The sequence below is a fragment of the Bradyrhizobium sp. Kon56 genome, assembly GCF_055807635.1.
Genome location: NZ_JBVVOU010000037.1, coordinates 32390 through 52220 on the forward strand (window position 1 = coordinate 32390; position 19831 = coordinate 52220).

A 19831-nucleotide genomic window follows, 5' to 3' on the forward strand; every position below is an offset into this window, starting at 1 on the left:
GTCAATAAACAGGCAGATTTGCGCAAAACGGCCGGAACATTTCGTTAACCATTTCTATGCTTGGGTAAGGGAACTTGACCGCCGGACTGGCGGACATCGCGCGATGCCGGGGCCTGCGCCATGATACCTGAACTGCAACGGATGGACTGGATGCCCTCGCCCCCGCTTGCACCCACCGACAGCCCGCTCGACCTCGATCATCTCTCCCGCATGACGCTCGGCGATTCCGAGCTGGAGCAGGAAGTGCTGGCGATGTTTGCCGAGCAGGCGGTGCGCCTGATCGCGGCGATGGCAGCGCTGCCGGCCGAGGCCGGCGCACTCGCCCACAAGCTCAAGGGCTCGGCGCGCGGGATCGGCGCCTTTGCGGTGGCGGACGCCGCAGCCAGCCTGGAGACCGCGATCCAGACCGGCCAGGGCCGGCCTCACGCCTTCGCCGCACTGAAAGAGGCGGTGACCGAGGCTCGCGCCGCCATCGAGGCGATCCTGAATCCTTAAGCCGACAGGCCAGAACCGTGCTGTAGTCTTTTGTTTTGACGGGTCTTCTTCCCGCGAAGCGGTATTCGCGACTTCATCAAAACGCTATGGCGCCGAGCTGACCGACCCGTTATAGGACAGCCCGGACCCTCCTTCATTCCCTAGATCGCTGCAGCACGAGCACACATGGCCAAAATCCACTTTGTCGATCACAAGGGCGAAACCCGTACGGTGGACGTCGAGAACGGCGCGACTGTGATGGAAGCCGCCATCCGCAACAGCATTCCCGGCATCGAGGCCGAATGCGGCGGCGCCTGCGCCTGCGCCACTTGCCATGTCTATGTCGACGAAGCGTGGCGCGAGAAGGTCGGCAGCCCGACGCCGATGGAAGAGGACATGCTCGATTTCGGCTTCGACGTGCGCCCGAACTCGCGCCTGTCCTGCCAGATCAAGGTCTCCGACGAGCTCGACGGCCTGGTGGTGGCGACGCCGGAACGCCAGGCCTAACTCTGTTAGCTATCATGTGCTCGGCGGCGCGACCTGGATGCCGCGCTTGTGCCAAGGGCTGAGCTTCTCAAGCACTTCCGCGATCAGTGGCGTCGGCCGGCGCGACGCTTCGTCGATCATCACGGCGACCGATGTCGCCGATGCAATGCACTTCCCTTCCGAAAACACCACCTGCTCGAACGTTACCGACGTTCGTCCCAGCTTCACGACGCCGAGACCGAGCTCGATCGTGTTCGGCCAATGCAGCTCCGCGCGAAAATGGATGTCGAGCCGCACCATGATCCAGGCAAGTCCGGGCGGCGTCAGGCCGTATTCCGGGAGCTTCATCAGCGTGACACGGCCGGTCTCGAAATAGGTGGCGTAGACCGCGTTGTTGACGTGCTGGTTAGGGTCGAGATCGCCGAAGCGGACATTGTCGCTGAGGCAAAAAGGGTAGTCCTCCAGGCGCGGCGTCGTATCGAGGCGACTTGGTGCGTTCACCGATTGATCTCCGTCATATCGTTGCTGGTTACAGCCCAGTTATCCTGACCCGGCAAGTGGGCGCGGCCGCGGGGCGCTCCCGCTTTTATGCCTTCCCTGATCCATCCCCGTTGGCTAGACAGGCAGGGTCACCTCGGCCCGAAGGGCGCCGTCCCACCGACGACCGATAAAGAGACGACATGAGCGACGCGATCAAAACCGATGTGCTGATTATTGGTGCCGGCCCCTGCGGTCTGTTCGCCGCCTTCGAGCTGGGCCTTCTCGACATGAAGACGCATTTCGTCGACATCCTCGACAAGGTCGGCGGCCAGTGCGCAGAACTCTATCCGGAAAAGCCGATCTACGACATTCCCGGCATTCCGCAGGTTTCGGGGCAGGGCCTCACCGACGCGCTGATGGAGCAGATCAAGCCGTTCCATCCGACCTTCCATCTCGGCGAGATGATCGAGACCGTCGAGAAAATCGGCGATCCGCTGTTCCGCTGCACCACGGACGCCGGCAAGGTGTTCGAATGCAAGGTGCTGGTGATCGCTGCCGGCGGCGGCTCGTTCCAGCCCAAGCGTCCACCGGTGCCGGGGATCGAAGCCTATGAAGGAAGCTCGGTGCACTACGCCGTGCGCAAGATGGAGACGTTCCGCGACAAGAACGTGCTGATCGTGGGCGGCGGCGATTCCGCGCTCGATTGGACGCTCAATCTGCATCCGATCGCCAAGCGCATCACGCTCTTGCACCGTCGCGACGATTTTCGCGCCGCCCCCCACAGCGTCGAGCAGATGCGCGCGCTGGTCGCTGCCGGCAAGATGGATCTGCGGCTCGGCCAGGTCACCGCGCTGTCAGGCAACGAGGGCAAGCTGAGCGGCGCCACCGTGAAGGGCAACGACAACAGCGTGAACGAAATCACCTGCGACACCATGCTGCCGTTCTTCGGGCTGACCATGAAGCTCGGTCCGGTCGCGAACTGGGGCATCGCGCTGGAGAACAATCTGGTGCCGGTCGAGACATCCGCGTTCGAGACCAACGTGCCAGGCATCTTCGCGATCGGCGACATCAACACCTATCCCGGCAAGATCAAGCTGATCCTGTGCGGCTTCCACGAGGGCGCGCTGATGTCGCAAAAAGCCCATCGCTACGTCTATCCGGAGAAGCGGCTCGTGTTCCAGTACACGACGTCGTCCTCCAGCCTGCAAAAGAAGCTCGGCGTCAACTGATGGCGGCGGGCGATGCCCCATGTTTCTGGTGCTGGAACAGTTCGCGAAATCGCCGTAGTCTGCGGCCATTGCAGTTGGCGGCTTAGCAAGGCGATTGGCTCAGCAAGGTGATGATAATGCGGACTCTCTTTTCCAGCTTTCGGCTGTTCTCGCTCCTCGCGCTCGCGATGACGCTCGGTGCGGTGAGCCCGGTTGTGGCGCAAGTGCAGCAGCCGACCGCCGCAGGCCTCTGGCAGAAGGTCGAAGACGGCAAGACGGTGGGATGGTTTCTCTTCATTGACCACAACGGTGTGTTCGAAGGCGTCATCGCAAAAACCTTCCCGCGGCCCGGCGACGACCCGAACGAGGTCTGCGCGAAATGCACGGACGATCGCAAGAACGCGCCGGTGCTTGGGCTCTCCTTCATCCGCGACATGAAGCGCGACGGCCTGAAATATGACGGCGGCAACGTGGTCAATCCTCGCGACGGCAACATCTGGAAGGCCAAGATGACGGTCAGCCCGGATGGGCAGACGCTGACGATGCGCGGTTTCCTCGGCATCTCCCTGTTCGGCAAGGACGAGACCTGGACGCGTCTTCCCGACGCCAACATCGCGCAGGTCGATCCCGCCATCGTCGCGAAATATCTCCCGGCGCAAGCAACCGCCGCGACCAAGCCCGTGCCCGTGCCCGCGGCGAAGAAGGGCGGCGCGATGATGGCGCCGGTGCCGAAGCAGTAGGGTCTACGTCACGCGCTGTGCCGCCTGAACTTCCGTAGCTCCACACACCGCCGTCATTGCCCGCGAAGGCGGGGACTCCAGTACGCCGGAGCCTCTCGGTGTTCTTGCGCGGTGTCCGTGGACCCCGTGCGCAATCGCGCATGCGGCCGGCTGAGACAGCGGAGAACTTGGCGCGCGAGCAGCGGTCATACCCGTCGAAAGACCAATGCGTGCCGGACGCGCGCCAGTCGTTCCCCGGAATGCGCGGTGGCGCCGGATTTGCATAGCTATCCGCAAAGCTGTTGGGGGATGAGTCGCCGTCCTTGACGCCTTCGCCGAGTCGCGGAAGGCGGACGGCAGTTATCGCCCCGCGGCGATGATCTCGATCCGCGGAGACGACATGAGACGTGCAATATCGTGTGCCGCCATGCTGCTGGTCCTGACGGTGCTGCTGACGGCCCCAATGATGGCGCGCGACGACGGGCGCTACGCCAACTCGCCATTAAAACCCTGGTTCGAGAGCCTGCACAGCGAATACGGCCAATGCTGCTCGGATGCCGACGGCTATATGGTCGCCGACGTGGACTGGGAATCCGATAAGGGCCGTTATCGCGTGCATCTCGACGGCGAATGGGTGATCGTGCCCGACGGCGCCGTCATCACCGAGCCGAACAAGATCGGCCGCACCATGGTGTGGAAGCACTATATCGACGGCCATCCGCGGGTGCGCTGCTTCATGCCGGGCAGCATGACGTAGAGTGAAACGTCATCCCGGGCGACGCGCAGCGTCGAACCCGGAATGGCGTCGAGGCTTAGCGCGCCTCGTTGTTCGCGCTGACGCTCGCAAGCCGCTTCACGCGTGGCGACAGCACCGACATCTGCGCGGGCGAGGCGGGCATGCCGGCGACGATCATCGCGGGCGCAGTCGACTGCTCCTCGACGCCCGCGCCGCCGAGCACCTGGACTTGCGTCGCCGAGATCGGAAACGACGTCACTTCGTAAGAGGGAAGCTCGCCGGCGAACGCGCCTGACGAGTTGGCAATCATCGCTGCGGCAACGGCAATCATCGAAAGAACGCGCATTGGGAATCTCCGTGAGAAGTGGCAATCGGAGGTTAGGTCGCGGCGATGCCGCAACAGGTTCGCTCGTATGCGAACATTCGATCGCGGTCGCTGATCTGTTTGATTGCGTGATGTCGAGCGACGAAGCGCGAAGGAAGTTTTCAGCGCCAATGTTTCCGGACGGTTTCGCGGGAGTGGTCGCGCGGTGACGCGTCGGTGCCCCACGTCCCGAAACGGCACCAATGCATCCACGCGGCGAGGCAGCGTCCGCGCGCGGCGCTCAGGTCACCGGCGCCGGATTGAACAGCGTCAAATCGTTGTGGATGCCCCAACGATCCGACCAGGGCTTGGTGCGGCCGCTGGCGACGTCGAGGATCAGGCGGAACAGGTCCCAGCCGGTTTCCTCGATGGTCTTCTCGCCGGTGGCGATCCCGCCGGCATCGAAATCGATCAGGTCCTTCCAGCGTCGCGCCAGCTCGCTGCGGGTCGCGACCTTGATCACGGGCGCAGCCGCAAGGCCGTAAGGCGTGCCGCGGCCCGTTGTGAACACCTGCAGCGTCATGCCGGAGGCGAGCTGGAGCGTGCCGCAGATGAAGTCGGACGCCGGCGTTGCCGCAAACAGCATGCCCTTCTGCGTCGCCTTCTCGCCGGGCGAGAGGACGCCGGTGATCGCGCTTGATCCGGACTTGACGATCGAGCCGAGCGACTTCTCGACGATGTTGGCGAGGCCGCCCTTCTTGTTGCCGGGCGTGGTGTTGGCGCTGCGGTCCGCGCCGCCACGGGCCAGATAGGAATCGTACCAGGCCATCTCGCGGACCAGCGCGCGGCCGACGTCCTCGTTGATGGCGCGCCGCGTGAGCAACTGGATCGCGTCGCGCACTTCGGTGACTTCCGAGAACATCACGGTGGCGCCGGCGCGCACCAGCAGGTCGGCGGCGAAGCCGACCGCAGGGTTCGCGGTGACGCCGGAGAACGCGTCGCTGCCACCGCATTGCAGGCCGATGACGAGATCGGCGGCCGGGCAGGTCTCGCGGGTGCGCTTGTTGAGAATCTTGAGGCGGGCCTCTGCCTGGGTCATGATTGCCTCGACGATGGCGCCAAAGCCGTCGAAGGCTTCGTCCTGCATGCGCACGATGGCATTGCTGACGCCTTCCGGCACCAGACGCTCGGGCGCAAGCTTCTCGCAGCCGAGGCTGATGACAAGGATCTCGCCGCCGAAATTCGGGTTCTGTGCGATGTTTTGCAGCGTGCGGATCGGAATCACGGCATCAGGCGCGTTGATGGCGACGCCACAGCCATAGGCATGCGTCAGCGGCACGACGTCGTCGACATTCGGATATTTCGGCAGCAGCTCGGCGCGGATGCGCTTCACCGCATATTCCATCGTGCCCTTGACGCATTGCACCGAGGAGGAGATGCCGAGGATGTTCTTGGTGCCGACCGAGCCGTCGGAATTGCGAAAGCCTTCGAACGTGAAACCTTCGAGCGGCGGCAGCGGCGCGGGAACGGCGGTGGAGATTTCCAGCTTGTCGAGGGCAGGGGCCTCCGGCATACGGATGCGCGCTTCGTCCACCCATTCGCCGGCCAGGATCGGCGCGAGCGCATGGCCGATCACCTCGCCATAGCGGATGATCGGGGCGTCCTGCGGGATGTCGACCAGCGCCGTCTTGTGTCCCTGCGGCACGAAGGCGCGCAGCGTCAGCCCGCTGGCGAAGCGGGAGCCGGCGGGAAGCCCGAAATCATTGACAACGATCGCGACGTTGTCGCGCTCGTTGAGCTTGATGTAGCGAGGCTGCTCTTTCGCTGCGACTGACTGGTCCATCTGCTTTACCTCGGAAACTCAAGTCGTAGGGTGGGCAAAGGCGCAAAGCGCCGTGCCCACCATGCTTCGTGCCGAACGTAAGCGGTGGGCGCGCTTCGCTTTGCCCACCCTACGATATCTTGCCCGTGGTTAGCCGGGATAGGTATAGGCGGTCTTCACCGTCGTGTAGAACTCGCGGGCATAGGAGCCCTGTTCGCGGGCGCCGTAGCTGGAACCCTTCCGGCCACCGAACGGCACGTGATAGTCGACGCCGGCCGTCGGCAGATTGACCATCACCATGCCGGACTCGCTGTTGCGCTTGTAGTGCGAGGCGTATTTCAGGCTGCTGGTGCAGATGCCGGAGGCAAGGCCGAACTCGGTGTCGTTGGAGATCGCGAGCGCCTCCTCGTAGTTCTTGGCGCGAATGACGGCGGCGACCGGGCCGAAGACCTCCTCGCGCGAAATGCGCATGTTGTTGTTGGCCTCGGTGAACAGCGCCGGCTGGAGGTAATGGCCGGGCGTTTCGCGCTTGAGCAACTCGCCGCCCCAGGCGAGCTTGGCACCCTCGTCCTGGCCGATCTTGATGTAGCGCAGGTCCTGGTCGAGCTGGCTCTGGTCGACCACCGGGCCGATATGCACGCCGGCCTTGAGCGCGTCGTCCACCGTGAGGCCTTTCAGGCGCTCGGTCACCGCCGCAACGAAACGGTCGTGAATACCCTCGGTGACGATCAGGCGCGAGGACGCCGTGCAGCGCTGGCCGGTGGAGAAATAGGCGCCGTTGACGGCGACTTCGACGGCGGTCTTGAGATCGGCGTCGTCGAGCACGACCAGCGGGTTCTTGCCGCCCATCTCGAGCTGGAATTTCTTCATGTTGCTCGAGGTCACGCAGGCCTGCGCGATCTTGCGCCCCGTCTGCACCGAGCCGGTGAAGGTGATCGCGGCGACGTCGGGATGCTCGATCAGGGTCTGGCCGACCACGGAGCCCGAGCCGACAACGAGGTTGAACACGCCGGCCGGGATGCCGGAGCGGGTGATGATCTCGGACAGCGCATGCGCCGAACCCGGCACCAGTTCGGCAGGTTTGAACACCACGGTGTTGCCGTAGCAGAGCGCGGGGGCGATCTTCCAGGCGGGGATCGCGATCGGGAAATTCCAGGGCGTGATCATGCCGACGACGCCCATCGGCTCACGGGTGAGCTCGACGTCGATGCCGGGACGGACGGAAGCGCCCTTCTCGCCGATCATGCGCAGCGCCTCGCCGGCGAAGAATGCGAAGATCTGGCCGGCGCGCGCGACCTCGCCAATTCCTTCCGGCAGCGTCTTGCCTTCCTCGCGGGCGAGCAGGCGGCCGAGCTCTTCCTTACGGGCGATGATCTCGAGCGAAATCTTGTTCAGCGCGTCGTAGCGCGCCTGCGGCGTCGACTGCGCCCAGGCGGGGAAGGCGGCCTTCGCGGCTGCGATCGCCTTCTCGGTCTGGGTCTTGTCGGCCTTGGCGTATTCGCCGACGACGTCGTTGGTGTTGGAGGGGTTGATGTTCTTGGTGACGGCGGAGCCATCGACCCATTCGCCGCCGATGAAGTTCTTCAGGATCGCAGTCATAGCTTCCTCCAGAGTTTTTAACGAACCAGGCAAGGACGCTTGTCGTCGAAGGTCCAGCCGGGGATCAGGTCCTGCATGGCAATAGCGTCATCGCGGGCGCCGAGTCCATGCTGCTTGTAGAGGTCATGCGCGGCGTCGATGGCGGCCCTGTCGATTTCGATACCCAGGCCCGGCCTATCCGGCACCGCGATCTTGCCGGCTTTGATCTGGAGCGGCTCCTTCGTCAGGGCCTGACCGTCCTGCCAGATCCAGTGTGTGTCGATCGCGGTGACCTTGCCGGGGGCGGCGGCGCCGACATGGGTGAACATGGCGAGCGAGATGTCGAAATGGTTGTTGGAGTGCGAACCCCAGGTCAGGCCGTTGTCGCGGCAGGTCTGGGCCACGCGCACCGAGCCTTGCATGGTCCAGAAATGGGGATCGGCCAGCGGAATGTCCACCGCGCCGAGGCGCAGCGCATGGGACAATTGCCGCCAATCGGTCGCGATCATGTTGGTCGCGGTGGGCAGGCCCGTTGCGCGGCGGAACTCGGCCATGATCTCACGGCCGGAGAAGCCGCCTTCGGCGCCGCACGGGTCCTCGGCATAGGCGAGGATGCCGTGCATGTCCTTGCAGAGGCTGATGGCCTCGTCGAGCGACCATGCGCCGTTCGGATCCAGGGTCACGCGCGCATTCGGAAAGCGCTTGGCGATCGCGGTGACGGCCTCGATCTCCTGCTCGCCGCGCAGCACGCCGCCCTTGAGCTTGAAATCGGCGAAGCCGTAATGGTCGTGGGTGGCTTCCGCGAGCCGCACCACGGTCTCCGGCGTCATCGCCTCCTGATGGCGGAGGTTGAACCATTCCGCCTTGCCGGTCTCGCCGCCGACATAGTCGAGCTTGGATTTGCGGCCGTCGCCGACGAAGAAGAGATAGCCCAGCGTCTCGACGCTGGTGCGCTGCTGGCCCTCGCCGAGCAGGGCTGCGACCGGCAGGTTGAGATGCTGGCCGAGCAAATCGAGCAGCGCGGACTCCACGGCCGTGACGGCGTGGATCATGACGCGGAGATCAAAAGTCTGCTTGCCGCGGCCGCCGGCATCGCGATCGGCGAAGGCGGTCCTGATATCGGCGAGGATGTTGTTCATCGCGCCGACGGTCTTGCCGATCACGAGATCACGGGCGTCCTGCAGTGTCTGCCAGATCTTCTGCCCGCCAGGCACCTCGCCGACGCCGGTGTGACCGGCATTGTCGGTGAGGATGACGATGTTGCGGGTGAAGAACGGCGCATGCGCGCCGCTCAAATTGAGGAGCATGCTGTCACGGCCTGCGACCGGGATCACCTGCATCGCGGTGACGACCGGTGCGCCAGTGATCTCGGTGTTGGCCATCGCAGGCTCCTCCCTGTGTCGTTTGTTATTCTGCAGCCTGTTGTGACGATCGGATGGCGGGCAGATTCTTCACGAGCGCCGCGACCTCCGCGATCTCCTGCTCGGTGAGGTCGGTCAGCGGCGGGCGGACCGGGCCGGAATCGCGGCCGATCACCTTCATGCCGGCCTTGATGATCGAGACCGCATAGCCCTTCTTGCGGTTGCGGATCGCGATGAGGGGCAGGATGAAGTCCTTCAGGCCGGCGTGGATCGTGGCGTGGTCGCGCTTGCGCACGGCGGCGTAGAAGTTGGTGGCGAATTCCGGAACGAAGTTGAACACCGCCGAGGAGTAGGTGGTCACGCCCATGTCGAGGTAGGGCAGTGCGAAGGTCTCAGCGGTCGGCAGGCCGCCGATATAGGTCAGGCGGTCGCCGAGCTTGGTGTAGACGCGGGTCATCAGCTCGATGTCGCCGATGCCGTCCTTGTAGCCGACGAGGTTCGGGCAGCGTTCGGCGAGGCGGGCGAGCGTATCGGGCTGGAGGATGGCGTTGTCGCGGTTGTAGACGATGACGCCGATCTTCACGGAGGCGCAGATCGCTTCCACATGGGCAGCAAGGCCGTCCTGCTCGGCATGGGTGAGATAGGGCGGCAGCAGCAACAAGCCGTCGGCGCCCGCCTTCTCCGCGCCGATCGCGATCTCGCGCGCGGTGGCGGTGCCGTAGCCGGTGCCGGCGAGCACGGGCACGCGGCCCTTGGTCTCATCCACGGCGATCTTGACGACCTGCGGAACCTCGGCCGCCGTCAGCGAGAAGAACTCGCCGGTGCCGCCTGCGGCGAACAGGCCTGCGACGTCATAGCCGCACAGCCAGTCCATGTTGGCGCGGTAGGTCGTCTCGTCGAAGGAGTAGTCCGCCTTGAACGGCGTGACGGGGAAGGACAGGAGGCCGGATCCGATCTTCTGGGCCATTTCCTGCGGGGTCATCTTGCTCATGGGCGCTGCTCCCTGGTCTCGTGTTGTGGAGGACGCAAAGGCTGCGCGTCCATGCGCCGTGGTTTAGGAGACCGTTCGATGCGGGTCCAAGCCAAAGCCTATATCGACCAATGCGAAATCAGCATCAATCTTCCATCACCTCCGCCGAGGACAATTCGCTCGCGATCTTGACGAGCGCCGAGAGCAGCGGATTCTCGTCGTCGCGGCGCCAGACCATGAACAACTCGACCGGGACGCGGGTGCGCAGCTTCAGCGGCCGCAGGCGGACGTCCGCGATCTTCAGGCTCGCGGCCGCCGCCGGCACGATGGCGAGGCCGAGGCCGGCGCGCACCATGGCGAGGATGGAGTGGATCTGGCTCAGGTGCTGGACATAGCGCGGCAGGATGTCGGCGCGGGTGAACAGCGCCACCAGCACGTCGTGGAAGTAGCGGCTCTCATAGGGCGAATACATCACGAAGGGCTGGTTGTCGAAATCCTTGATCGTGATGGTCTCGGCATTCGCCAGCGGATGCTTTTTCGGGATCGCGGCGAGCAGGGGCTCGGCGACGACGCGGCGGCTGGCGATTTCGGGGCGCGCGATCGGGGGCCTGAGCAGGCCGGCATCGATCTGGCCCGAGGTCAACGCCTCGAACTGGTCGCCCGACACCATCTCCTTCAGCGAGAAGTCCACCTCGGGCAGCTTGGCGCGGCAGGCGGCGACGAGTTCGGGGAGGAAGCCGTAGGCGGCGGCGGCGGTGAAGCCGATCTTCAGCGAGCCGGACTTGCCGAGCGCGATACGGCGGGCGACCTGCGAGGCGCTTTCCGCAAGCTTCAGGATGCGCCGCGCTTCCGGCAGGAAGCTGCGCCCGGCAGGCGTCAGGCGCACCGAGCGGCTGGTACGCTCCAGCAGCGGCGCATCGATGATGTGCTCGAGCACCTGGATCTGCCGGGACAGCGGCGGCTGGGTCATGTTCAGCCGTGCGGCGGCGCGGCCGAAATGCAATTCCTCCGCTACCGTGACGAAACAGCGGAGCTGGTTGAGGTCGAACATCGATACATGCCTTAGATGGATAAGGCGTTTCCCCGGCGCTTCTAGCATCGATTACTCCCAAAACAAAGACGGCGGCCGTGAAGCCGCCGTTAAGTTGCCTGGTCAAGCTCCCATGGGGAGCCCTCAGGAGGAACGTTTGAGCACCACGCGCTCGATCTTGCCCACGACCACGAGATAGGCGAATGCGGCCACCAGCGCATTGGCGCCGACGAATAGCAGCGCCCCGTTGAACGAGCCGGTCGCGGCCAGGATGTAGCCGATCACGATCGGGGTGCTGATCGAGGAGAGGTTACCGAAGGTGTTGAACAGGCCGCCCGAGACGCCGCCGGCTTCCTTCGGCGAGGTGTCGGAGACGACAGCCCAGCCGAGCGCGCCGATGCCCTTGCCGAAGAAGGCGAGCGCCATGAAGCCGACCACCAGCGCCTGGCCGTCGACATAGTTGCAGGCGATGATCGACATCGACAGCAGCATGCCGCCGACGATCGGGATCTTGCGCGCCATCGTCAACGAGCCGGTCTTGCGCAGGATTGCGTCGGAGATGACGCCGCCGAGCACGCCGCCGATGAAGCCGCACAGCGCCGGCAGTGTCGCGACGAAGCCGGCTTGCAGGATCGAGAGGCCGCGCTCCTTGACGAGGTAGACCGGGAACCAGGTCAGGAAAAAATAGGTCAGCGTGTTGATGCAGTACTGGCCGAGATAGACGCCGAGCATCATGCGGTTGGAAAGCAGCTGGCGGATATGGTCCCATCCGGAGCCGGGCTCGGGCGCGCGCTCTTCCTTGGGAGCGTCGAGGTCGACCAGCGCACCACCTGCCTTGATGTAATCGAATTCAGCCTCGTTGACGCCGGGGTGCTCTTTCGGCCCGTAGACGGTCTTGATCCAGACCAGGCCCATGACGATTCCGAGCGCGCCCATCACGAAGAACACATAGCGCCAGCCGTAGTCGTGCGCGATCCAGCCCATCAGCGGCGCGAAGATCACTGTTGCGAAATACTGCCCGGAATTAAAGAACGCGGACGCGGTCCCTCGCTCGTTGCTCGGAAACCAGGCCGCGACGATGCGAGCATTGGCGGGGAACGAGGGCGCTTCGGCGATGCCGACAAGGAAGCGCAGGCCGAACAGCACGGTGATCGCGGTGCCGGCGCTGAAGAAGCCGACCCAGCCTTGCATCGTCGTGAACAGCGACCAGACGATGATGCTGAAGGCATAGACAAGCCGGGAGCCGTAGCGGTCGAGCAGCCAACCGCCCGGCACCTGCGCGATCACATAGGACCATCCGAACGCCGAGAAGATGTAGCCCATCGCGACGGGATCGAGGTGCAGCTCCTTGGAGAGCGCGGGTCCCGCGATCGACAACGTGGCGCGGTCGGCATAATTGACGGTCGTGACCAGGAACAACATGGTCACGATGAACAGCCTGACGCGAGACCTTCTCACATCCGCTGCGGACATCACTGCGCTCATGACGCGCCTCCTTAGAACTCGAAACGTTTCCCCACTGCGACTCCTAGAGGTGCGCGCGGCAAAGTGTCCAAGTTCAAGGCAGTATCGATCGATGCTGCTTTTGGATTGATGGAACGGCAGGTGGGAGGAACGATCGAGGTGACGGCGAACCCGATCGCACCACGCGCGCCGTTGTCATTCCCCGCGAAGGCAGGGAATCCAGTACGCCGCGACGTCTCGATTCAATCACGTCTGTCACGGAGTACTGGATCGCCCGCCTGCGCGGGCGATGACAGTGTGCGGGTAGAGGCTGCGCGCGTCTACTGCCGCGCGGCCGGCAGCAGCGGCGCGAGCAGCCCGCGTGTCACGCCCGGCGGTGCCGCATCCAGACCCAGCACGGCGCTTGCCGCCGGCAGCGCCGCGTCCGCCATCGCGGCGTGGCCTTCGGCGCTCGGATGCACGGCGCCGCCATAGACGGCGGAGAGCACGCCCCAGGTCGCGTCGTGGATGTCGGTCGGCTGGCTCGCCGCCGGCAAGCCTTGCGGATAGGTCATCGCGGCGAAATAGCTGTCGTTGGCGTCGCGGATCCACCGCGCGCGCGGCAAATAGGCGCGGAATTCGGAGGCGCCGCGGCCGCACAGCATCGGCTGGCTCGCCGCACTCACGATGTCAGGATTGAAGCTCTGGCCGTTCTCGGCAAAGCAGGTGCGGTCGAATTCGGGATCATTGCCCGAATGCGCGCAGAAGCCGTGATCGGCGAACGCCGCCTGATGCGAATCCACGAAGGTCATGCGGTCGGCCTCGGGATCGCGGCACAGCGCGCCACGGGTGCAGGTGGCGAGCCCCTTGAGTTGCGGCAGGAATTCGGTGTCGACGAAGGTCGAGACGCGGGCAAGGCGCTGCGGGTCGGCGTTGAAGGACGGATGAACGTCGAAGCCGGCGCGGCCGCCGCGGCAGGGCACGCCGCCATCGGCGAGCGCCGGGTTGGCGTAGGAGACGTAGACCACATGCGAGAGGTCGCCGCCGACCAGCGGCTTCAGCGCCTCGCGCAGCTTGACGAAATTCTGCGGCAGTTCGCGCGCCAGCGCATCGCGGGAATCATCGACGCTCGCCATCACGCCGGAGCGGCGGAATATCGCGCGCTCGGTTGCGGTCTCGACGATCACGTCGGCGACGAGGCCGGAGAAATAGACGTCGTTCGCGCCGACCGAGAGCAGCACGAGGTCGAGCGTGCGCTCGGGCTGGCGTTTCCTGGCGGCGGTCAGCGCCTCGCGCAGCTCGGCGACCTGCGCGTTCACGCTGATGTTGCAGACGCCGGTCTTGCCGGGCGGGCATTCGCGGGCGCGTTGCGAGCCGAGCAGCCCGTCGCTGATGCTGGCGCCGGTGCAGGCGAGCGGCAGAAAGGTCACCGCGACGTGGGTGTAGCGTACCGCAAGCGCCAGCGCGGTGCGGGCCTGGTAGCTGTAGAGCGATCGGTGGCAAGGCGAGTTGAACCAGAGGGCGCTGTAGCGCTGCCAGTTGGCAAGCGTATCCGGCGCTTCGCAGGCGCGGCCGCCCTTGAAGCCGGCGCGGCTCGGCCGATAATACTGCGCGCCGGCGGTGCCGAGATAGGAGCGGAAGCAAAAACCTTCGTCCGACAGCGCCAGCGGCCGGTCCGGATTGCCTTCGCCCGAGGCGATGCTGTCTCCGAGGCCAGCGACGAAGATGTCGCGGACCTGGATCTCGGTCTGGACCCGCTGGGTCGGATCGGAGCCGGAGGAGACATCGACGCTCGCGACCGTCTGCTTGCCGTAGCGGACCCGCAGATTGATCGGCTCGGCGCAGTCAAAGGTGGATTGTTGCGGCCCGTCGCCGTCGTCGAACGACCAGGCGCAGGTGGCGCCGACCGGCACCGCGCCGGCGAGGCGCACGGTGACGGGATGGTCGATGGGGGTGAGGTAGTTTTCCTTCGTGTTGTCGCGGGTGCAGGGCTGGTTGACCCGGCCTTGGAGGTCGATGCAGAGCCGGTTGACCATGTTGCGGGCCCAGCCGCGGCCCTCGCTCTGGAGCTCCAGCGATTGCTCGGCGGCGAGGATGCTGCGGTTACGCGCGTTCTCGACATGGAGCAGGAAGTCGCGCTCCTCGCGGAACAGCCGGAAGCGGTTGCGCACCTCCCAGCTGATCTGCATGGCGCCCGCGTCCTGCGCGGCCGTCCGCTCCGGCGGGAAGGCGGTGAGGAGCCCGGCGAGCAGCAGGGCACCGGCGAGGAAACGGCGATGGAAGAAAGGGATCATGGCTCGCGTCTTCAACGGCAAAGTTGAGGCGGAAATAAGAGAGCTGCTCTCCGCCTGCAACATTGGTCTACGGTTTTGCGGGCCGGCGTCCAGCGGACTATCGTGGGAGCATGATCTTTTCGGAAAACAGCTTCGCACTTTTCCGGATCACGCTTAGCGTTTGCTGGCCTGCCGCAGCGACCGCTCGCGCTCCATCGCTGCCACCTGCTTGGGCAGGTTGGCCTGCGCACAGGCCTCCGCCAGCCGTCGGCGCTCCTGCCAGGGCTCCACCACATTCATCCAGAGCTCGCGTGCGCCCATGATGGAGATGGCAAGACCGAACGGGATCACGAAATAGAGGATGCGGAAGACGAGGAGCGTGGCCAGAAGCTGCTCGCGGCCGAATTCGGGCAGCGCCACCAGCATGGCGGCGTCGAACACGCCGAGCGAGCCGGGGGCGTGGCTGGCGAAGCCGAGCAAAGTCGCCAAAATGAACACCACGGAGAGCGACAGGAAGTCGATCTGCGGAGTGGCCGGCACCAGAAGGTACATCGCCAGCGCGCAGAATCCGAGATCGACGACGCCGATCAGGATCTGCACCAGCGTCAGCGGCGCTGAGGGCAGCACCACCTTCCAGCCTTTCTGGCCAAGCTCGCGGCGCTTCTCGCCCATGCACAGCCAGACCAGATAGGCGCCGATCGAGGCGAGGCCGCCGATCGCAATCAGCCGGTTGATCGACGACGGCAGCTGATCCATGTAGGAGGCGGCATCCGGATGGATGGCCATGCCGATCGAGAGCACGAAGATGTTACCGAGCCAGAAGGTCAGGCCCGACAGGAAGCAGATTTTTGCGACGTCGATCGCATTCAGCCCGTAATCCGAATAGATACGGAAGCGGATCGCGCCGCCGGTGAAGACGGTGGCGCCGATGTTGTGGCCGATCGAATAGGACGTGAAGCTGGAGAGCGCTGCAATGCGATAGGGCACGTGCTTCTTGCCGATCGTTCGCAGTGCAAAAAAGTCGTAGAAGGTCAGCGTACAGAACGCGAAGCATACGCAGATCGCCGCCAGCCCGATATTGCCGCGGGGGATCTCGGTCAACGCGGTCAGGATGACCCCGGTGTCGATGCCCTTGAGCGTCCGCACCAGCGTGGTGATCGCGAACGCGATGATGAAGACGCTCGCCGCAACGCCGAGTCGCCGCCAGCCGATCCATCTCTTGAAGCCGCGCTTCAGCGCGGTCAGCAGTCCGTGCATTCATCCTCCCGGCGGGGGGCAAGACCGACCAGGCCAGACATTGGCCGGTCGGATGCGATCAGTGCCCGATGTGGGCTTGGATCGCTAGGCATGATGTAGCTCATTTAAGGCAAAAACAGTGACTTGTGCAGCCCTTGACAACGATAGGTTCTGCCTTGGACCAGCCACTTTGTCATACGCGGTTCACATCGGACGCGCGTTAAGCATATGAGTCGGGGGATCGGTCGCGTCCGTCCGTGACATAGTCTCAGATCCTGCATGGCCGGCATTGTTCCAGCGCAAGAGATGAGGGCTTTTTTGGAACGACGATGCCGTGCGCTGGTTAGTGCCGCATCAGCAATCGAACATGGCGGAATAACCGGCTTCTCCTGCAAGCCGGTGCCTCCGTGTTCCCACAACCCGAGAGGATCGGACCGATGGGATTGTTCACAAAAGACATCAAAACCATGAACGACCTGTTCGTGCATCAGCTCCAGGACATCTATTACGCCGAGCAGCAGCTCACCAAGGCTCTGCCGAAAATGGCGGATAAGGCGACCGATCCGCAGCTGAAGCAGGGCTTTTTGACGCACCTCGAAGAAACCAGGGAGCACGTCAAGCGCCTCGAGGAAGTGTTCAAGATGCACGGTGCGCAGGTGAAGGCGGTTGATTGCCCCGCGATCGACGGCATCATCGAGGAAGCCGACGAGACCGCCGGCGAAGTCGCCGACAAGGCGGTGCTCGACGCCGCGCTGATCAACGCGGCACAGGCGGCGGAGCATTACGAGATCGTCCGCTACGGCAGCCTGATCGCCTGGGCCAAGCAACTCGGCCGCAACGACTGCGCCAGCGTGCTCGCCAAGACGCTCGAGGAGGAGAAGGCCACCGACAAGAAGCTGACCACGATCGCCGAGAGCAAGGTGAATCTGCGCGCTGCGAGCTGAGGCCAGGCGTAGCCAGAATAGAGCGTCGCGCGGCCATCCGCGCGACGCTCGAACATGACGCATCCGTCACGCATCCATCATTCGATTCTTGTCGTAACAGGACGAGGGGCTGGAAGCGTATCGTTCGCATGGGGCTGCAACCGAGATGGCAGCATGCGAGTAAGCACCGCAAGATACGAAGCCTTCGAAGCCGGCGTGCCGCATTCCGGCTCCCGGCTTGCAACGTCCCTCACCCTTGCCGCGATGAGCCTTGGTTATGGCGTGGTGCAACTTGACGTCACCATCGTCAACACCGCGCTCGACGCGATGGGCAAGACGCTCGGCGGCGGCGTCGCTGAGCTGCAATGGGTTGTCAGCGCCTACACCATTGCGTTTGCCGCCTTCATCCTGACGGCCGGCGCGCTCGGCGACCGCATCGGCGCCAAGCGCGTCTTCATGGCGGGCTTCGCAATCTTCACCGCGGCCTCGCTCGCCTGTGCGCTGTCGCCCAATGCGACCGTGCTGATTGGGGCGCGGCTGGTCCAGGGCCTGGCGGCGGCGATCCTGGTGCCGAATTCTCTTGCCCTGCTCAATCATGCCTATCCGGACGACCGCGAGCGCGGCCGCGCCGTCGCGATCTGGGCGGCCGGTGCGAGCCTCGCGCTCACCGCGGGCCCCTTCGTCGGCGGCGCGCTGATCACGCTGGTCGGCTGGCGCGCGATCTTTCTCGTCAACCTTCCGATCGGCCTCATCGGCCTTTGGCTGAGTTGGCGCTATGCGACCGAGACCACGCGCGCGCCCTCACGCGAGATCGATCTGCCCGGCCAGCTCGCGGCAATTGGTGCGCTGGGGGCGCTCGCCGGCGCGATCATCGAGGGGGGCGCGCTTGGCTGGCAGCGTCCGGCTGTGCTCGCGGCGTTCGCTTCAGCCGCTCTCCTGGCGGTGCTGTTCGTCTGGCGCGAGAGCCGCGCGACGCAGCCGATGCTGCCCCTGTCCCTGTTCGATCACCGGCTGTTCAGCCTGACCGCGCTCGTCGGCCTGCTCGTGAACGTCGCGATTTACGGGTTGATCTTCGTGCTCAGCCTTTACTTCCAGAGGATCAACGGCCTGTCGGCGTGGTGGACCGGTCTCGCCTTCGTGCCGATGATGGCGGTGGTGCTGCCGGTCAATCTGCTGGCCCCGCGCCTCGCCGAGCGTATCGGCCCGTGCCCGACCATCGTCGTCGGAGCCTGCGTCTCGGCGCTCGGCTGTCTCGGCCTGCTGTGGATCGAGGCCGGCACAAGCTATTGGGCGATCTTTGCGCAGATGATCGCGATCAGCAGCGGACTTGGGCTGCTGGTGCCGCCGCTGACCTCGACCTTGCTGGGCAGCGTCGAGAAGGCACGCTCCGGCATCGCGGCGGGCGTCCTGAACGCGACGCGGCAGACAGGCAGCGTGCTCGGCGTTGCGCTGTTCGGTTCGCTGGTGGCCTCGGAAGGCGCGTTTGTGACCGGCCTGCACCTGTCGCTGGTCGCGTCGGCGGCCGTGCTGCTGCTCGCCGCCGCCGTGATCGGCCTCGGCGCGCCTTCGCGCGGATGAACAATCCGAGCGATTGAACACAGCTTCCGTTCACCATCCCCGAAACAGGCACGTAGCCGGTTACCGACTGTCCATCTCTGTCGGTTCAAGTGTGGGTCGATAGGGGCCCGCAATGCATCAAGTTCTCTACTGTCTCACCGAGGAGCACGACTGGCGGCTCGTCGCGCTTGGCGGCGCGGTGTGCCTGCTCGCAAGCGCGGCGGCGATCAGCCTGTTTCACCGGGCGCGCGCGACGCACGGCTCCGGGCGTCTGGTCTGGATCGCCCTGGATGCCGCCGTCAGCGGATGCGGCATCTGGGCGACGCATTTCATTGCGATGCTCGCCTACGGGCCGGGCGGTGCCGGCGCCTACAACATCCCGGTGACGATCCTTTCCCTGATCTTCGCGATCTCCTTAACCTTCGTGGGGTTGAGTCTTGCGGCAACTTCCGTGCGCGCGCCGTGGATCGTGCTCGGCGGCGCCATCGTCGGCGCCGCGGTCGCGACGATGCATTATACCGGAATGGCGGCGCTGGAGATGCCGGCACGGGTCGACTGGATCGGGAGCACGGTTGCCGCCTCGGTACTGTTCGGAATTGTTTTCGCGGCGCTCGCGCTGTTCGTCGCTGCGCGGCGCGACGACCTCTTCCACGCGCTGACCGCAAGCACACTGCTGACGGTCGCCATCGTCGCACATCATTTCACCGCAATGGGCGCTGTCGTTCTGACGCCGGATCCTACGCTCGCGATCAGCGGGTTATCGATCCCGCCGGCCTCGTTGTCCTTTCTTACCGCGGGTGCCGCAGTTGCGATCATCGCGATTGCGCTGGTGGCCGCGCTGCTTGATCGCCGCGCCAAGGGCGAACTGGGCCGCCAGCAGGTCGTGCTGGATACCGCGCTCGAGAACATGTCGCAGGGACTGTGCATGTTCGATGCGGACGGCAAGATCATCCTGTTCAACGAGCGTTATGCTGCGATGCTTGGCCGCACCGACATCCTGCTCACCGGCCGACTGCTGGTCGACGTGCTGCGGGAGGAGCAGGCGAAGGGTCAGTGGCAGGGCGATGCCGGCGAATTCTTCGCGCGCCTCGTCGCCGACGCGCGCGAGAGCCGCGCCACGACCGACATCGTGACCAGGTTCGGCCGCTCCATCGGGGTCGTCAACCAGCCGATGCAGGGTGGCGGCTGGGTCGCGACCTTCGAGGATATCACCGAATGGCTGGAGGCCCAG

Annotated in this window: 18 protein-coding genes; 8 read left to right on the forward strand and 10 right to left on the reverse strand. The window is 64.9% G+C overall.

What is annotated here, in order from left to right:
• The first annotated feature begins 150 nt into the window (after nucleotides 1-150).
• Nucleotides 151-495: an Hpt domain-containing protein gene (locus AC0L3B_RS34005; RefSeq protein ID WP_446482459.1), complete on the forward strand. Its 345-nt coding sequence runs from the start codon at nucleotides 151-153 to the stop codon at nucleotides 493-495.
• Between the two features lie 165 nt (nucleotides 496-660).
• Nucleotides 661-981, forward strand: a complete 321-nt coding sequence (locus tag AC0L3B_RS34010) for a 2Fe-2S iron-sulfur cluster-binding protein (RefSeq protein WP_045008721.1) — start codon at nucleotides 661-663, stop codon at nucleotides 979-981.
• A gap of 12 nt (nucleotides 982-993) precedes the next feature.
• On the opposite strand, the gene AC0L3B_RS34015 is transcribed toward AC0L3B_RS34010, so the two are convergent.
• Complete coding sequence (locus tag AC0L3B_RS34015) at nucleotides 994-1461, reverse strand: acyl-CoA thioesterase (RefSeq protein WP_446482458.1); 468 nt, start codon at nucleotides 1459-1461, stop codon at nucleotides 994-996.
• Between the two features lie 179 nt (nucleotides 1462-1640).
• Here AC0L3B_RS34015 and AC0L3B_RS34020 point away from each other — a divergent pair, with 179 nt between their 5' ends.
• The 3 genes from AC0L3B_RS34020 (at nucleotide 1641) to AC0L3B_RS34030 (ending at nucleotide 4124) form a co-directional block, all read left to right on the forward strand.
• Nucleotides 1641-2669 carry an NAD(P)/FAD-dependent oxidoreductase gene (locus AC0L3B_RS34020; protein ID WP_085357944.1) on the forward strand — a complete coding sequence of 343 codons (1029 nt, stop codon included), beginning with the start codon at nucleotides 1641-1643 and terminating at the stop codon, nucleotides 2667-2669.
• Nucleotides 2670-2785: 116 nt separating this feature from the next.
• Nucleotides 2786-3388: a DUF2147 domain-containing protein gene (locus tag AC0L3B_RS34025; protein WP_204511761.1), complete on the forward strand. Its 603-nt coding sequence runs from the start codon at nucleotides 2786-2788 to the stop codon at nucleotides 3386-3388.
• Nucleotides 3389-3767: 379 nt separating this feature from the next.
• Nucleotides 3768-4124 (forward strand): hypothetical protein, encoded by a 357-nt coding sequence (locus AC0L3B_RS34030; RefSeq protein ID WP_446482456.1) that lies wholly within the window; start codon nucleotides 3768-3770, stop codon nucleotides 4122-4124.
• A 55-nt stretch (nucleotides 4125-4179) separates the two neighbouring features.
• Here AC0L3B_RS34030 and AC0L3B_RS34035 read toward each other — a convergent pair whose 3' ends face one another.
• The 9 genes from AC0L3B_RS34035 to AC0L3B_RS34075 all read right to left on the reverse strand — a co-directional run bounded on the left by AC0L3B_RS34035 (nucleotide 4180) and on the right by AC0L3B_RS34075 (nucleotide 16141).
• Nucleotides 4180-4449 (reverse strand): hypothetical protein, encoded by a 270-nt coding sequence (locus AC0L3B_RS34035; RefSeq protein ID WP_027518960.1) that lies wholly within the window; start codon nucleotides 4447-4449, stop codon nucleotides 4180-4182.
• Nucleotides 4450-4708: 259 nt separating this feature from the next.
• Nucleotides 4709-6250 (reverse strand): galactarate dehydratase, encoded by a 1542-nt coding sequence (gene garD / locus AC0L3B_RS34040; RefSeq protein WP_085383954.1) that lies wholly within the window; start codon nucleotides 6248-6250, stop codon nucleotides 4709-4711.
• 129 nt (nucleotides 6251-6379) lie between these two features.
• A complete protein-coding gene (locus AC0L3B_RS34045) occupies nucleotides 6380-7828 on the reverse strand; it encodes an aldehyde dehydrogenase family protein (protein ID WP_473381833.1) in 1449 nt (482 codons plus the stop codon).
• Nucleotides 7829-7845: 17 nt separating this feature from the next.
• The gene (gudD, locus tag AC0L3B_RS34050; protein WP_377792150.1) at nucleotides 7846-9189 is read right to left on the reverse strand and encodes a glucarate dehydratase; all 1344 of its coding nucleotides are present in this window, start codon (nucleotides 9187-9189) and stop codon (nucleotides 7846-7848) included.
• Between the two features lie 25 nt (nucleotides 9190-9214).
• A complete protein-coding gene (gene kdgD, locus AC0L3B_RS34055; protein WP_085357956.1) occupies nucleotides 9215-10159 on the reverse strand; it encodes a 5-dehydro-4-deoxyglucarate dehydratase in 945 nt (314 codons plus the stop codon).
• 124 nt (nucleotides 10160-10283) lie between these two features.
• Nucleotides 10284-11189 (reverse strand): LysR family transcriptional regulator, encoded by a 906-nt coding sequence (locus tag AC0L3B_RS34060; protein ID WP_027518955.1) that lies wholly within the window; start codon nucleotides 11187-11189, stop codon nucleotides 10284-10286.
• Between the two features lie 123 nt (nucleotides 11190-11312).
• Complete coding sequence (locus AC0L3B_RS34065) at nucleotides 11313-12653, reverse strand: MFS transporter (protein ID WP_473381837.1); 1341 nt, start codon at nucleotides 12651-12653, stop codon at nucleotides 11313-11315.
• Between the two features lie 299 nt (nucleotides 12654-12952).
• Nucleotides 12953-14905, reverse strand: coding sequence for an SGNH/GDSL hydrolase family protein (locus AC0L3B_RS34070; protein ID WP_473381840.1), 1953 nt, complete (start codon nucleotides 14903-14905; stop codon nucleotides 12953-12955).
• Between the two features lie 153 nt (nucleotides 14906-15058).
• Entirely contained in the window at nucleotides 15059-16141 is a 1083-nt protein-coding gene (locus AC0L3B_RS34075) for a lysylphosphatidylglycerol synthase transmembrane domain-containing protein (RefSeq protein ID WP_018457547.1), read from the reverse strand.
• A gap of 416 nt (nucleotides 16142-16557) precedes the next feature.
• On the opposite strand from AC0L3B_RS34075, the gene AC0L3B_RS34080 reads away from it, so the two are divergent.
• The 3 genes from AC0L3B_RS34080 to AC0L3B_RS34090 form a co-directional block, all read left to right on the forward strand.
• Entirely contained in the window at nucleotides 16558-17064 is a 507-nt protein-coding gene (locus AC0L3B_RS34080) for a YciE/YciF ferroxidase family protein (RefSeq protein WP_007612365.1), read from the forward strand.
• Nucleotides 17065-17217: 153 nt separating this feature from the next.
• The gene (locus tag AC0L3B_RS34085) at nucleotides 17218-18621 is read left to right on the forward strand and encodes an MFS transporter (RefSeq protein WP_473381843.1); all 1404 of its coding nucleotides are present in this window, start codon (nucleotides 17218-17220) and stop codon (nucleotides 18619-18621) included.
• 112 nt (nucleotides 18622-18733) lie between these two features.
• A partial coding sequence (locus AC0L3B_RS34090) for an MHYT domain-containing protein (protein ID WP_473381847.1) occupies nucleotides 18734-19831 on the forward strand: 1098 nt, incomplete at its 3' end.

Excerpts from the sequence above, each read along its gene's own strand:
- AC0L3B_RS34020 (WP_085357944.1), top strand. The coding sequence starts at position 1,641 with ATGAGCGACGCGATCAAAACCGATGTGCTGATTATTGGTGCCGGCCCC.
- AC0L3B_RS34060 (WP_027518955.1), bottom strand. The coding sequence starts at position 11,189 with ATGTTCGACCTCAACCAGCTCCGCTGTTTCGTCACGGTAGCGGAGGAA.
- AC0L3B_RS34065 (WP_473381837.1), bottom strand. The coding sequence starts at position 12,653 with ATGAGCGCAGTGATGTCCGCAGCGGATGTGAGAAGGTCTCGCGTCAGG.
- AC0L3B_RS34005 (WP_446482459.1), top strand. The coding sequence starts at position 151 with ATGCCCTCGCCCCCGCTTGCACCCACCGACAGCCCGCTCGACCTCGAT.
- AC0L3B_RS34030 (WP_446482456.1), top strand. The coding sequence starts at position 3,768 with ATGAGACGTGCAATATCGTGTGCCGCCATGCTGCTGGTCCTGACGGTG.
- garD (WP_085383954.1), bottom strand. The coding sequence starts at position 6,250 with ATGGACCAGTCAGTCGCAGCGAAAGAGCAGCCTCGCTACATCAAGCTC.
- AC0L3B_RS34085 (WP_473381843.1), top strand. The coding sequence starts at position 17,218 with ATGCGAGTAAGCACCGCAAGATACGAAGCCTTCGAAGCCGGCGTGCCG.
- AC0L3B_RS34045 (WP_473381833.1), bottom strand. The coding sequence starts at position 7,828 with ATGACTGCGATCCTGAAGAACTTCATCGGCGGCGAATGGGTCGATGGC.
- AC0L3B_RS34070 (WP_473381840.1), bottom strand. The coding sequence starts at position 14,905 with ATGATCCCTTTCTTCCATCGCCGTTTCCTCGCCGGTGCCCTGCTGCTC.
- AC0L3B_RS34080 (WP_007612365.1), top strand. The coding sequence starts at position 16,558 with ATGGGATTGTTCACAAAAGACATCAAAACCATGAACGACCTGTTCGTG.
- AC0L3B_RS34010 (WP_045008721.1), top strand. The coding sequence starts at position 661 with ATGGCCAAAATCCACTTTGTCGATCACAAGGGCGAAACCCGTACGGTG.
- AC0L3B_RS34075 (WP_018457547.1), bottom strand. The coding sequence starts at position 16,141 with ATGCACGGACTGCTGACCGCGCTGAAGCGCGGCTTCAAGAGATGGATC.
- AC0L3B_RS34025 (WP_204511761.1), top strand. The coding sequence starts at position 2,786 with ATGCGGACTCTCTTTTCCAGCTTTCGGCTGTTCTCGCTCCTCGCGCTC.
- gudD (WP_377792150.1), bottom strand. The coding sequence starts at position 9,189 with ATGGCCAACACCGAGATCACTGGCGCACCGGTCGTCACCGCGATGCAG.
- AC0L3B_RS34035 (WP_027518960.1), bottom strand. The coding sequence starts at position 4,449 with ATGCGCGTTCTTTCGATGATTGCCGTTGCCGCAGCGATGATTGCCAAC.
- kdgD (WP_085357956.1), bottom strand. The coding sequence starts at position 10,159 with ATGAGCAAGATGACCCCGCAGGAAATGGCCCAGAAGATCGGATCCGGC.